The following is a 13,278-nucleotide window of genomic DNA, read 5'->3' on the forward strand; positions in this document are numbered from 1 at the left end:
AGGGTAAACGGGCGGCTCTACACAGGGGTTGTCAGTGCGGGTGAGCACAATAGATAGACTCTAAAGGTATAAAGATATTTATTTAAATACCCTTATTGCATATTGATATCACCCAAACAGCTAACCTGCGAAATCCTTGGCGATGGCGGGATCTTTCTGCTGCAAATGCTATCCAAGCGCTGTCGACCCATCACACCAACAAGGAAGACAAAGGATGAATAGCGCCCCCACTCTCGATGCAAAAGAACTGATCAAGTGGCTGACGGCATTGCGCCGGGCGGTCAATGCGGGGAATTGAATGCACTGTGGGAGCAAGGTTGACCCGCGATGCGATTTGACTGGTAGATCGCATCGCGGGGCAAGCCCGCTCCCACAGGATGTGTGTGTAGCCTCTTAGAACGCCGGCAGTACCGCGCCGCTGTATTTCTTCTCGATGAAGGTCTTCACTTCAGGGCTGGTCAGGGCCTTGGCCAGCTTTTGAATGGCGTCGCTGTCCTTGTTGTCGGGACGGGCCACCAGGAAGTTCACGTACGGCGAGTCGGCACCTTCGATGACCAGGGCGTCCTTAGCCGGGTTCAGGCCGGCTTCCAGGGCGTAGTTGGTGTTGATCATGTCAAGGTCTACCTGGTCCAGCACACGCGGCAGCATGGCCGACTCAAGCTCGCGGAATTTCAGCTTCTTCGGGTTCTCGGCGATGTCTTTCGGGGTCGCCAGGGCGTTCTTCGGGTCCTTCAGGGTGATCAGGCCAGCCTTCTGCAACAGCAGCAGGGCACGGCCGCTGTTGCTGCCTTCGTTAGGAATGGCAACGGTCGCGCCGTCTTTCAGTTCGCTCAGGCTCTTGACCTTCTTCGAGTAGCCGCCGAACGGTTCGACGTGCACGCCAATCACGGTTTCCAGATGGGTGCCTTTGCCTTCGTTGAAGTTCTTCAGGTAGGGCAGGGTCTGGAAGTAGTTGGCGTCCAGGCGCTTCTGGTCGACCTGCACGTTAGGCTGCACGTAGTCGGTGAATACCTTGATCTCCAGGTCCACACCTTCCTTGGCCAGGGTTGGCTTGATCAGCTCGAGGATCTCCGCGTGGGGAACCGGGGTAGCGGCAACTACCAGCTTCTCGCCCGCCTGGGCAAAACCTGCAACCGACAGAGCGGCCGCCAGAGCAGTCAACAACAGAGCCTTTTTCATGCGCAGTCCTTATTCGAATACACGGCCATCGGGCGACGGCGAAGGTGAGGGTTGCCAGCACTTTGCTAGCTGGCTTGAGGCGGACAATACCTAGATTTTTTATACCAGAACAATATCTTTTATTTTGCTGCTTATTCCATTTTAAAAGGATTCAGCCATGCACCCCATGCATGGTATCAAGCAGCCGGTTGCGCCAGACGCAACAGGGTCTTCTCCAGCAGTTGTTGCAGCGCACTGCGCTCACCCGGCTCACCAAGGCTCAGCAACTGCTCCAACTGGCTGGCCAGAGCGTTCAAGGATGTCGGCAGGTTCAGATGCTGGGGGAGGATCTCTTCACCGCTGCTGACCAGCAGGGCGAAGTGAATGACGTTCTCAAGCTCGCGGGTATTGCCTGGCCAGCGGTGCAGTTCAAGGACCCGCTGCGCCGCTTCGCTGATCAACGGCACCGACAGGTTCAGGCGCGGGCTGTAGATACCGACGAAATACTCGGCCAGCGGCAGGATATCGCCGACCCGCTCGCGCAAAGCCGGCAGCTCCAGCTGGCCTTCGCGCAGGTAGTGATACAGGCGATCGTGGAACTTGCCGGCACTTACCGCCTCGGCCAGGTCAATGCTCGAGGCGGCGACCAGGCGCACGTCCACCGGGTTCGGTTGCTGGGCACCGACGCGGGTGACTTCACGGTTCTCCAGCGCCGAGAGCAGCTTGATCTGGATCGGCAGCGGCAGGTCGGCGATTTCGTCCAGGTACAGGGTGCCGCCATTGGCCGAGCCGAACCAGCCGGCCCGGCTGCTGGCCGCGCCGCTGTGGGCACCGGCGCTGTAGCCGAACAGCTCGGCATCGGCGTAGGTTGGGCTGATCGCCCCGCAGTTGACCGAAACGAACAAGCCGCCGCGATCACTGGCGCGATGAATCTGCCTGGCCAGCAGTTCCTTGCCGGTCCCGGTCTCGCCGCGGATCAGCACCGGCAAGGCCAAGGGCGCGAGCAGCTCGAGCTCCTCGCGCAATTGCCGCGAACGCGGGTCGACGAACACCAGCGCCTTGGCGCGGATGCTCAGCGGGCTCTTGTCCAGCTCGGGAAACGTCAGCAAAGGCTGGCCGAAGGTGTCGTGATTACTCATGGCAAACTCCCGCCCTTGGCGCTTTCCGGCCGGGCGTTCGAATCAAAGCGAATGGTCAGCGCCTGAAGATCAGGCGCGGCGTAGGGCGTGCTGTTGCAGACGGTTCTGCAGGCGGTACAGGTAAGCGAAACCCTGCTCCCAGCGGCGGTGCCCGGACTTGACGTTGATATGCCCGGCACCGGCGAGGAAGCCGGTCTCGGCGCCCCAGGCGCGAGCCAGTTGCATGGCCCGCGGGGCGCTCACGGCCGGGTCGTTGTCGGAGCTGACCACCTGGCTTGGGAACGGCAGCAGCAGCTGTGGAATCGGTGCAAAGTTGCGCAGTGCAGGCGCGCAGGTCGGGCGTTCGACATCCGCCGGGGCCACCAGCAAAGCACCGCGAACCCGGCGCAACAGGGTCGCGCTGGCTTGCGCAGCCCAATGGGCGACAGTGATGCAGCCCAAGCTGTGGGCAATCAGGATGACCGGAGATTCATCGGCGGCTACCGCCTGCTCGAGTGTTGCGACCCAGTCCTGGCGCTGCGGGTTCAACCAGTCGGCCTGCTCGACCCGGGCGCTGTTGGGCAGCACCTGCTGCCAGTGGGTTTGCCAATGATCGTCTGGCGAACCTTGCCAGCCCGGCACAATCAGGTAACGGATCGACTCGTTGCGCATGGGACGCCTCCTGCTGCGTTTGCGTGCATGAGGCCAAGTATAGGGGGGTGGTTATATTCGTAAAGGAATAAGAAGATATTTATTAATAACCAAAATATAAATTTATCCATAAAAAAAGGGACCACCCCCTGCCGAAGGACCGGTCCCTGAAGCATTGCCTGAGAGATGTTGCTCAGCGGGCGGTGATCACCGACAGCTTGGTGATACCCGCACGTTCGATCGAGGCCATGGCCCGCGCCACTTCCCCATAATTCACGCCATCGTCGGCCTGCAGCTGTACGCGCAGTTCCGGGTCCTTGACCTTGGCCGCCTGCAGGTTGGTTTCCAGCAGATCCGGCTGGATCTCGTCCTTGTTGATAAACAGCTTGCCACCCCCGTCGATGCTCACCACCAGCGGGTCCTTCTGCTCCACCGGGGCCACGGCCTCGGTCTTGGGCAGGTTGATGGGGATGGCATTGGTCAGCAGGGGCGCGGTGACAATGAACACCACCAGCAGCACCAGCATCACGTCCACCAACGGCGTTACGTTGATTTCGCTGAGTACTTCGTCACTGTCCTGGGTCGAGAAGGCCATATCAGGATGCCTCCTTCACTTTCTGGGTGTGCTGGCCGGCTGCGGCCTTGTACGCGGTGGGGTGCACCAGTACCCGGAATGCGCTCTTCTGCGCCAGGCTGTAGAAGTCGTGGGCGAAGTCATCGAGGTCGGCGGCAGTCAGCTTCAGGCGGCGCAGGAAGTAGTTGTAGACCAGCACCGCCGGCACCGCGACGGCGATACCGACACCGGTGGCGACCAACGCCGCACCGATCGGCCCGGCCACGGTTTCCAGGCTTGCCGAGCCTGCGGCGCTGATGCCCTTGAGTGCTTCCATGATGCCCCAGACGGTGCCGAACAGGCCGATGAAGGGCGAGGTGCTACCGATACTGGCGACTACGGCCAGGCCGGTTTCCAGCGAGCGACGCTCACGAACGATCTGCTGGCGCAGGGCACGTTCGAGGCGGTCCTGGTGGTTGATCGCCTGGCTCAGGTCGCTGGCTTGCTGGCCGGGTTCGCCGACGGCAATGGCGGCGTAACCGGCCTGGGCGACACGGGCGGCGGCGCCAGGTTGGGCATGGCTGAGTTCAGCGGCTGAGTCCAGGCTTGAAGCGGCCCAGAATTGCTTGTGGAAGCGTTTGTCCTGGTTCTTCAGGCGGACGAACTGCACGCCCTTGACCAGGGCCAGGCCCCAGGTGACGACGGAGAAGCCCACCAGCAGCCAGATCACCGCGCTTTCGATGGATTCGAGGGGGGATGCCAATACAGTCATGATCAATACTCTCTTCTGTTAGCGCGAATTAGCGGATCTTGAAGTCGATGGGTACGCTGACCCAGCCGTCCTGGGCCACGTCGCCCTGCTTGGCCGGGACGAAGCTCCAGCGCTTGACCGCAGCCAGGGCGGCGTCGTCGAGTTGCTGGCGGCCACTGCTTTTCTGAATCTGGATGTCACCCGGCTTGCCGCTGGCCAGGACATGCACCCGCAACAACACCGTGCCTTCCCAGCCGCGACGCTGGGCCAGCGACGGGTACTCCGGCGCCGGGTTCTTCAAGTACCCGGCGTTGGCCGAAGCCGGCGTCACCGGGGCTGGTGCAGGCGGTGCGGGAGGCGCAGGCGGTGCTGCTGGCTGTGGCGGCGCAGGCGGTTGCTCGACCGCCTTGGGCGCAGGTTTGGGTACCGGCTTGGGCACAGGTTTGGGCTTGGGTACCGGTTTCGGCGCAGGCTTGGCCGCCAGCTCATCGACCACCGGTGGCGGCGGCTCGACCACTGCCGGCGGTGGTGGCGGTGGCGGCTCGACAGCCGGCGGCGCCGGTTGCGAAAACTCGATGGTCATCGGCGGGATTTCCGGCGGTACCACCGGCAACACCGGGGTCGGCGCCTGGCTCACCCAGTACGCCACCGCACCGTGCAAAGCCAGGGCAAACACCCCGAGCAAAATCTTCTCCCGACGGCTCAGCGCGCTTTTTGGTGTGCTTTGCAGGCGCAACTGCGCCAGCGGCAACCGCAGCGGGCGACCGAGGTCAACCAGCTCGCCGCTCGGCGTCTGGCGCCAAAGCACATCGTGAGCACTGGCGGCGGTCTGGACATTACCCATTGATCAACTCCTGGGACGTGAGTGCGTTTCATCGAAGGCAGGTCAATTGCCTTCGCTGGGATGAATCATCAACCTCTGTTACTTATGTCTTAAAGTAATTTTTAAAGTTATGGATAGAACAAAAACACATATACAAACCGACCGAACCGCTCTAAGCCGCGCCATTCAAGGGCTGGCGCCAAAGGCCTGAAACGCCATGCCCGCAAGGCATGAAAAATATTCGGCAAAGGCATGGCAAAACCCTGTTTCAGAAGTCGTAGCGGCCAGTTACACCCAGGGTGCGCGGGGTACCGAGCAGGCCTTCATAGCCGCCATTGGCCGCGCTCCAGAGGGTGGTGTAGTAGGTCTTGTCGAAGGCGTTCTTCAGCCATAGCGAGACATCCCATTGGCCCTGGCCAAGGTCGCCACGCAGGCCGGTGGACAGGTTGACCACGGCATAGCTGGGGATCTGTGCAAAGTCCGAGTCCTCGACCGTGCCCACCGCCTTCGAGCGGAACGCGTAGGTGGCGGTGACGTAAGGCTGCAGGCCGTTGTCCAGGTCCCACTGGTACTGGCCGTTGGCGTTGGCGATCCATTTCGATGCGCCGACCACCTGGTGGCCGCTCAGGTCGCACGCCGCCGGGGCACCCGGTTGCAGGGCGACTTCCGGCGCGCACGGGGCGTCCTTGTAGGACAGGTACCGCACGTCGTTGTAGGAGCCGTTGAGGTTCAGGGTCAGGCCACGTATGGGGATCAGCGTGCTTTCCAGCTCCACCCCGCGTGAGCGCACGGAGCCGGCGTTGGTCAGGTACTGCACGCGGTTGGCATCGTCGTAGGCGTTGGTCTGGTAGCCGTGCACCTCGGTCCAGAACAGGTTGGCGTTGAGCTGCAGGCGGCGGTCCCAGAGGGTGCTTTTCAAGCCCAGCTCGGCGTTGTTGGCGCGTTCGGTACCGATCAGCAGCGAATCGGCACCCGCCACCGGCGCCGTGCCTACGGCCAGGTTGACCCCACCGGACTTCTCGCCGTGAGACAACGTGGCGTAGCCGAGCAGATCATCGGTGAAGCGATAACTCAGGTTGAGCAAGCCCGAAGGGCTGGTGCTGTACTGGTTGAGATCGCCCGAATCATAGACGCCAACCCGGCCCTGGCGCGCGGTTGCCGCAGCCCCTGCAACCGCTACACCACCCGCAGGCGCGGCGCGATCGACCCAGGCGCTTTTTTCTTCATAGGTGCCGCGTACCCCGGCGGTGAAATCCAGGCGCTCGGTCAGGTGCCAGGTGCCCTGGGCGAACAAGGCAAAGCTGTCGGTCTTGATATGGCCCTTGCCGACACTGCTGACGTTGGCCAGTGCCCCGGCTGGCGTGCCGTTCCAGATATCGGCCTGGGGCCCGTAATGAACGAAGGATTTGTTATCCAGATCCGAGCCGAAGTAGTAGGCGCCCAGCACATAGTCAAAGAAGCCGCCCGTGGGCGAGGCCAGGCGAAACTCCTGCGAGTACTGTTTATCGCGCACCGACACCCCGGCGTTGTAGGCCGCCGGCACGTTCAGGCCATCGTCGTTGCGCGGGGTGAAGTCCCACCAGCGGTAGGAACTCACCGAGGTCAGGGTGAAATCGTTGTCCAGGGTCCAGTTGGCTTCCAGCGAGGTGCCGCCCTGGAACACCGTGACCTGCTGATCGTCATCGAGATTGACCTTGCGCTTACTGCCGTCGACCAGCGTCGCCCCGGCCGCCTGGGCCCGCGCTTCATAGCGGTTGACGCCATTGATGGTCGGCCCGGTGCTGTACAGCAGGCGGGTGCCGGCGCTGGAATCCTCTTCGTTGTAGTCGCCGATCCAGCGCAGGTTGAACTGCTCGCTGGGCTTGTACAGCAGCTGGCCGCGAAAGCCCTGGCGCGAACCGCCGTTGAGGGTATGGCCGTCGAACTCGTTCTTGATGTCGCCGTCGTTGCGGGTGCGGTAGGCCGAAATCCGCCCGGCCAGGGTTTCGCTCAATGGGCCGGACAACGTGCCCTTGGTCTGGAAGTAACCATCCTCGCCCACCGAAGTCTCGATGCTGCGCTCGGGGGTGAAGCTCGGCGCGCGGGTGCTGATGTTGATCACCCCGGCGGTGGTGTTCTTGCCGAACAGCGTGCCTTGCGGGCCGCGCAGCACTTCCAGTTGCTCGATGTCCATCAGGTCGAACACGGCCATGCCTGGGCGACCGAGGTAGACGTTGTCCAGGTACAGGCCAACGCTGCCTTCCAGGCCGTCGCTGGCCGGGTTGTTGCCCAGGCCGCGAATCGACACGCTGGACTGGCGCGCATGCATGTAGGCAACGTTGACGCTGGGCACCAACTGCTGCAGGTCCTGGATGCGGTATACCCGCTGGCTTTCCAGGGCCTGGCCGTCAAGCACGCTGATCGGCGTCGGCACGTCCTGGGCGCTCTCTTCACGGCGCCGGGCAGTGACGGTGACAGTCTTGAGCTGGCTGTCGCCGGCCTTGACCTCAGGCTTCAGCGTTTCTGCGGCCTGGGCCGGCAACCAATGGGCGCTGCCGGCCAGCAGCAAGGCCAGGGGCAGGCGCTGGAGCCGCCGTGAAGACAAGGGTGCAGCGCGAAGGGTCGGGCTCATGGGCGGCTCCTGGCAAAGGAATTTATATTCCTTTAAGTTATTTATTTATGATTCGACATACATTTACTGCATAAGAGATTGCCTTTATAAGGAGTGCACCAGAGGCAGAGCAAATGCATTTGCCCGATACTTTTTATGTGAAAAATGCATATAGACCTGCGCCAACTCCGCCACCTGATCGCCCTTGCCGAGCACCGCAGCTTCGTCGCTGCGGCGACCGCGGTGAACCTCTCGCAATCGGCCTTCAGCCGCAGCATCCAGGCCTTGGAGCACAGTGCCGGTTGCCAGTTGGTGGACCGTTCGCACAAGGAGCTGCCACCGACCAAGCAAGGCCTGGTGGTGCTCGAACACGCGCGGCGGCTGGTCAGTGGCGCGCGCCAGTTGAGCAACGAGATCAGCCAGTTCAATGGCCTGGAGGCCGGCGAGCTGCGTTTCGGCTGCGGCCCGGCGCCAGCAGCGGGCCTGGTGCCACGGGCGATTGGCGGCTTCATCGGCCGCTACCCCAAGGCGCGGGTGCAGTTCCAGGTCGATGACTGGCAGAGCCTGAACAAGCGCCTGCTGGCTGAGGAGTTCGAATTCTTCGTCGCCGATACCCGCCACTTCGAAGCCGATCCGCAGTACCAGACCCTGCGCCTGCGGCCACGGCGCTGGCACTTCTGCTGCCGTGCCGGGCACCCGCTGGCGGCGCTGCCCGGCGTCAGCGCCGAGCAGCTGTTGCACTATCCATTGGCCGTCACCCTGCGCCCGCCAAACCTGCGCAAGGTGATCGCCGACCTCAGCGGTCGCCCGGATTTCGTCGCCAACGTCGAGTGCGAAAACAGTTACAGCCTGCTGGGCGTGGTGCTCAACTCCGATGCCATCGGCATCTGCGGCGCGTACAGCGACGCCCTGCACAACGCCAACGGCAAGCTGGTGCGGCTGAGCATCGACGGCCTGAGTGATGACTGCGAAGAGCTCTACACCCGCTATGGCATCGTCAGCCAGGCGCGCCTGCGCCTGTCGCCGCTGGCCGAGGCGATGATCGAGCAAATCATCTTCACCGATCAGGCCGATCGCGCCCTCGACGCCTGCAACCTGGAGCAGTTGGCGATCTGAGCCATTGCGCGGCACGCATCAACTGCATTCGCCAAATGCGCTTGTGATACGCGCCCCGGGCGGCGAAAACAGTCAGCTGAAATTCGCTCAGGTGACTGCCATGCCCCACCCCACTGCCGTGCGTAACGTGCTGTACATCATGTGCGACCAACTGCGTCGCGATTACCTCTCGTGCTATGGGCACCCACACCTGCACACACCGAACATCGACCGCCTGGCCGCCGCCGGCGTGCGCTTCAGCCGCGCCTATAGCCAAGGCACCATTTGCGGCCCGTCGCGCATGTCGGCCTACACCGGGCGCTATGTCAACAGCCATCAGGTGGCCTGGAACGGCGTGCCGCTGCCGCTGGATGAACTGACCCTCGGGGATTACCTGCGCCCCGCCGGCATCCGCACCGCCCTGGTGGGCAAGACCCACGCCACGCCGAACCAGGAGGCCCTGCAACAACTGGCCATCGACCCGCTAGGGAGCACGGCCGAGCAACTCAACGAGGTGGGTTTCGAGCCCGTTGCCCGCCACGATGGCATCTTCCCCGACGACCCGCTGTTCGCCGACAAACGCGAAAGCGCGCCCTACACCCGCTACCTGCGCGACCACGGCTTTGCCGGCGACAACCCCTGGCACAGCTGGGCCAATGCCGCCGAGGGCAACGACGGCGAGATCCTCAGCGGCTGGTACATGCGCAACGCCGACCTGCCCACGCGCCTGCCCGAGCAGCACTCGGAGACGGTCTACACCACCGACCGTGCCATCGACTTCATCCAGGCCCAGGGCGAGCAGCCCTGGTGCCTGCACCTGTCGTACATCAAGCCGCACTGGCCCTACATCGCCCCGGCGCCCTACCACGCGCTGTACAACGCCAACCAGGTGCAGGCGGCGATACCGGTTCAGCAAGACAACGATCACCCGGTGTATGCCGCGTTCCGCCAGCACCAGGAAAGCCTCAACTTCTCTCGCGAAGACGTGCGCCTGAAAGTGATCCCCACCTACATGGGCCTGATCAAACAGATCGACGACCAGCTCGGGCGCCTGTTCGATATGCTGCAAAGCAATGGCCGCTGGGAGGACACGCTGATCGTGTTCACCAGCGATCACGGGGATTTTCTCGGCGACCATGGCCTGGGCGAAAAGGAGTTTCTCCTCGAGCCTGCGGTGGGTGTGCCGCTGATTGTGCGTGATCCACGGGCCGCGGCCGATGTAAGCCGCGGCACGGTGGATGAGCGATTGGTTGAGACCATCGATGCGCTGCCGACCTTCCTCGACGCGCTGGGGTTGCCGAGTGCCGAGCATCGGCTGGAGGGACGTTCATTGATCCCTTTGTTGCATGGCACGGCCAGCGCCTGGCGCAGCTATGCCATCGCCGAGTACGACTACGCCTTCCAGGCCCCGGCTCGCGAGCGTCTGGGCCAGCCGATCGACCGTTGCCGGATGACCATGGTGCGCAGCGAGCGCTGGAAGTACCTGGCTTATGACGGCTTTCGCGCGCAGCTGTTCGACCTGCTCAATGACCCGCAGGAGTTGCACGACCTGGGAACGGATCCCGCGTATGCCGAAGTACGCGAAACCCATCAGGGCTATCTGTTCGAATGGCTCAGGGGCTTGAAGCGGCGGACCACCATCAGCCATACCGAAATCGAGCGGCGTGGGCAGTGGTTTCGCTATGGCGAACCGCGAGAGGACAGTGTGGTGAAGATTGGGGTGTGGTGAAGCTATCGCGGGGCAAGCCCGCTCCCACAGGAGATCAAATTGTGGGAGCGGGCTTGCCCCGCGATGAAGCCTTCAGATGTTGGCCACTTTCTGCCAGACCTTGGGCTTGAAGAACAAGGTCTCGCCGCGCGCCAGACCGCTCAAGCTGTCATGGTCCTTGACCACTTCAGCCTCGATCAGCTCGCTCTGCCCTTCGACCTTCAAGGTCACCCGGGTCGTCGCCCCCAGCGGACGGATATCGCGCACTTCTGCCGGGTGGTGGCCCTCGATCTCATGACGCGACAGCGACACTTCATGGGGGCGGAACAGCACGTGGTGGCCTTCGCTCAGGTGCAGGCGGTTGGAGTCACCAAGGAAGTGATAAACGAAGTCGCTGGCCGGGCTCTCGTAGACCTCGCCCGGTGAGCCGATCTGCTCGATCACGCCCTTGTTCATCACAACGATACGGTCGGCGACTTCCATGGCCTCTTCCTGGTCATGGGTGACGAACACCGAGGTCAGGTTGATGTCTTCGTGCAGGCGCGCCAGCCAGCGGCGCAGCTCTTTTCGCACCTTGGCATCCAGGGCACCGAACGGCTCGTCAAGCAGCAGGACCTTGGGCTCTACCGCCAGGGCGCGAGCCAGGGCGATACGCTGGCGCTGGCCGCCCGACAACTGCTCGGGGTAACGGTCGCTGAGCCAGTCGAGCTGGACCATGTTCAAAAGCTCATGGACCTTCTCGGCAATCTTGCTTTCGCTCGGGCGCTCGCCCTTGGGCTTCATGCGCAGGCCGAAGGCGACGTTGTCGAACACGCTCATGTGGCGGAACAGCGCGTAGTGCTGGAACACGAAACCGACGTTGCGATCACGCACGTCGTGGCCGGAGACGTCTTCGCCGTGGAAGACGATGCTGCCCTGGTCGGGGGTTTCCAGCCCGGCGATGATCCGCAGCAGGGTGGTCTTGCCGCAGCCGGACGGGCCGAGCAAAGCCACCAGCTCGCCGCTGTGGATATCCAGGTTGATGCTGTCCAGAGCCTGGAAAGCGTTGAAGCGCTTGCTGACGTTACGAACTTCGATCGACATGAATTATTCCTCCGCCGCGTTATGGCGCAGACGGTTAATACGGGACTCGCTCCACTGCTTGAGCAGCAGGATGAAGAGCGCCAGGATCAGCAACAGGCTGGCGACGCTGAAGGCCGCAACGTGGTTGTATTCGTTGTAGAGGATCTCGACGTGCAGCGGCAAGGTGTTGGTCACCCCGCGAATATGACCGGACACCACCGACACCGCACCGAACTCACCCATGGCCCGCGCGGTACACAGCACCACGCCGTAGATCAGGCCCCATTTGATGTTGGGCAGGGTCACGTGCCAGAACATCTGCCAGCCGTTGGCACCGAGCAGGCGCGCAGCCTCTTCTTCCTGGGTGCCCTGCTCCTGCATCAGCGGGATCAGTTCACGGGCCACGAACGGCACGGTGACGAAGATGGTCGCCAGGACAATGCCCGGCAAGGCGAAGACGATCTGGATGTCATGATCCTGCAGCCACGGCCCGAACAGGCCCTGGGCGCCGAACATCAGCACGTAGACCAGGCCCGCGATCACCGGCGACACCGAGAACGGCAGGTCGATGAGCGTGACCAGGATACTCTTGCCACGGAAGTTGTACTTGCTCACGCACCAGGCGGCGCTGACGCCGAACACCAGGTTCAGCGGCACCGAGATGGCCACGGCAATCAGGGTCAGCTTCAGCGCCGACAGGGCGTCGGGCTCAAAGATTGCCTCGAAGAACGTACCCAGGCCCATTTTCAGGCCCTGGGACACCACGATCACCAGCGGCAGCAGCAGGAACAGGGCGAAGATCAACCAGCCCAGGCTGATCAGGATACGCCGTGAAGTGGCGCTGCCACGGCGGGCGGCATTGGCCGAAGCGGCCGCGCCAATAGAATTCGCAGACATGGACGTGGCCTCCTTCAAGGGGTTTCGATGCGCCGCTGCAGCAAGTTGATCAGCAGCAACAGGATGAAGGAAACCACCAGCATCAACACGCCGATGGCGGTGGCGCCGGTGTAGTCGTACTGGTCGAGCTTGACCATGATCAGCAGCGGCAGGATCTCGGTCTTCATCGGCATGTTGCCGGCGATGAAGATCACCGAACCGTACTCGCCAACGCCACGGGCAAACGCCAGGGCGAAGCCGGTCAGCCAGGCTGGCAACAGCGCCGGCGCCAGCACGTAGCGGAACACCTGTAGCGGCTTGGCGCCCAGGCAGGCGGCGGCCTCTTCGACTTCACGGGGAATGTCGGCCAGCACCGGCTGCACCGTGCGCACCACGAACGGCAGGGTCACGAAGGTCAGCGCCAGGGTGATGCCCAACGGGGTGTAGGCGATCTTGAAACCCAGGTCCGTGGCAAACTGGCCGACCAGGCCGGCCGGTGCATACAGCGCGGTCAGGGCAATACCGGCAACGGCGGTAGGCAGGGCGAACGGCAGGTCGATCATCGCATCGATGATCTTGCGTCCGGGGAAGGTGTAGCGCACCAGCACCCAGGCCAGCAGGGTACCGATGATGCCGTTGATGATGGCCGCGTAAAGGGCAGTGCCGAAGCTCAGCTTGAGCGCCGCGAGCACTCGCGGGGCACTGACGATGGCCCAGAACTGCTCCCAGGTGAGCTGGGCGGCATGTATGAACATGGCGGCCAGCGGTATCAGCACAATCAGGCTGAGGTACACCAAGGTGTAGCCCAGCGTCAGCCCGAAGCCGGGTATGACGGGGGAAATACGACGTGACATAAAGGTCCCTGGTTGAACGCACGAAGCCCGGGACGAATC

The 13,278-nt window shown here is 62.9% G+C and carries 12 protein-coding genes; 2 read left to right on the forward strand and 10 right to left on the reverse strand.

The features are described 5' to 3' along the window. Positions 1-393: 393 nt before the first annotated feature. From F8N82_RS23915 to F8N82_RS23945, 7 genes are all read right to left on the reverse strand, one after another. Complete coding sequence (locus F8N82_RS23915) at positions 394-1,179, reverse strand: MetQ/NlpA family ABC transporter substrate-binding protein (RefSeq protein ID WP_038997720.1); 786 nt, start codon at positions 1,177-1,179, stop codon at positions 394-396. Positions 1,180-1,355: 176 nt separating this feature from the next. Continuing rightward, positions 1,356-2,297 carry a sigma 54-interacting transcriptional regulator gene (locus F8N82_RS23920; RefSeq protein ID WP_038997721.1) on the reverse strand — a complete coding sequence of 314 codons (942 nt, stop codon included), beginning with the start codon at positions 2,295-2,297 and terminating at the stop codon, positions 1,356-1,358. Positions 2,298-2,366: 69 nt separating this feature from the next. Next, positions 2,367-2,948: an alpha/beta hydrolase gene (locus F8N82_RS23925; RefSeq protein WP_038997723.1), complete on the reverse strand. Its 582-nt coding sequence runs from the start codon at positions 2,946-2,948 to the stop codon at positions 2,367-2,369. A gap of 172 nt (positions 2,949-3,120) precedes the next feature. Next, positions 3,121-3,522, reverse strand: coding sequence for an ExbD/TolR family protein (locus F8N82_RS23930; protein WP_038997725.1), 402 nt, complete (start codon positions 3,520-3,522; stop codon positions 3,121-3,123). Position 3,523: 1 nt separating this feature from the next. Then, positions 3,524-4,252 (reverse strand): MotA/TolQ/ExbB proton channel family protein, encoded by a 729-nt coding sequence (locus F8N82_RS23935; RefSeq protein ID WP_038997727.1) that lies wholly within the window; start codon positions 4,250-4,252, stop codon positions 3,524-3,526. Positions 4,253-4,280: 28 nt separating this feature from the next. Continuing rightward, positions 4,281-5,075 (reverse strand): energy transducer TonB, encoded by a 795-nt coding sequence (locus F8N82_RS23940; protein ID WP_038997728.1) that lies wholly within the window; start codon positions 5,073-5,075, stop codon positions 4,281-4,283. 247 nt (positions 5,076-5,322) lie between these two features. Continuing rightward, positions 5,323-7,665 carry a TonB-dependent receptor gene (locus F8N82_RS23945; RefSeq protein WP_038997729.1) on the reverse strand — a complete coding sequence of 781 codons (2,343 nt, stop codon included), beginning with the start codon at positions 7,663-7,665 and terminating at the stop codon, positions 5,323-5,325. Between the two features lie 144 nt (positions 7,666-7,809). Between F8N82_RS23945 and F8N82_RS23950 the strand changes: the two genes are divergently transcribed. Further along, positions 7,810-8,760 carry a LysR family transcriptional regulator gene (locus F8N82_RS23950; RefSeq protein ID WP_038997730.1) on the forward strand — a complete coding sequence of 317 codons (951 nt, stop codon included), beginning with the start codon at positions 7,810-7,812 and terminating at the stop codon, positions 8,758-8,760. A gap of 100 nt (positions 8,761-8,860) precedes the next feature. After that, the gene (locus F8N82_RS23955) at positions 8,861-10,468 is read left to right on the forward strand and encodes an alkaline phosphatase family protein (protein ID WP_038999659.1); all 1,608 of its coding nucleotides are present in this window, start codon (positions 8,861-8,863) and stop codon (positions 10,466-10,468) included. Between the two features lie 72 nt (positions 10,469-10,540). On the opposite strand, the gene F8N82_RS23960 is transcribed toward F8N82_RS23955, so the two are convergent. The 3 genes from F8N82_RS23960 to cysT are packed head-to-tail and all read right to left on the reverse strand — an operon-like array spanning position 10,541 to position 13,239. Beyond that, positions 10,541-11,530, reverse strand: a complete 990-nt coding sequence (locus tag F8N82_RS23960) for a sulfate/molybdate ABC transporter ATP-binding protein (RefSeq protein WP_038997731.1) — start codon at positions 11,528-11,530, stop codon at positions 10,541-10,543. Between the two features lie 3 nt (positions 11,531-11,533). Further along, entirely contained in the window at positions 11,534-12,406 is an 873-nt protein-coding gene (gene cysW / locus F8N82_RS23965; RefSeq protein ID WP_038997732.1) for a sulfate ABC transporter permease subunit CysW, read from the reverse strand. Positions 12,407-12,420: 14 nt separating this feature from the next. Beyond that, positions 12,421-13,239: a sulfate ABC transporter permease subunit CysT gene (gene cysT / locus F8N82_RS23970; protein ID WP_010222098.1), complete on the reverse strand. Its 819-nt coding sequence runs from the start codon at positions 13,237-13,239 to the stop codon at positions 12,421-12,423. Positions 13,240-13,278: the final 39 nt, after the last annotated feature.

Source organism: Pseudomonas fluorescens (genome assembly GCF_902497775.2).
In the GTDB taxonomy this organism is placed as follows: domain Bacteria; phylum Pseudomonadota; class Gammaproteobacteria; order Pseudomonadales; family Pseudomonadaceae; genus Aquipseudomonas; species Aquipseudomonas putida_F.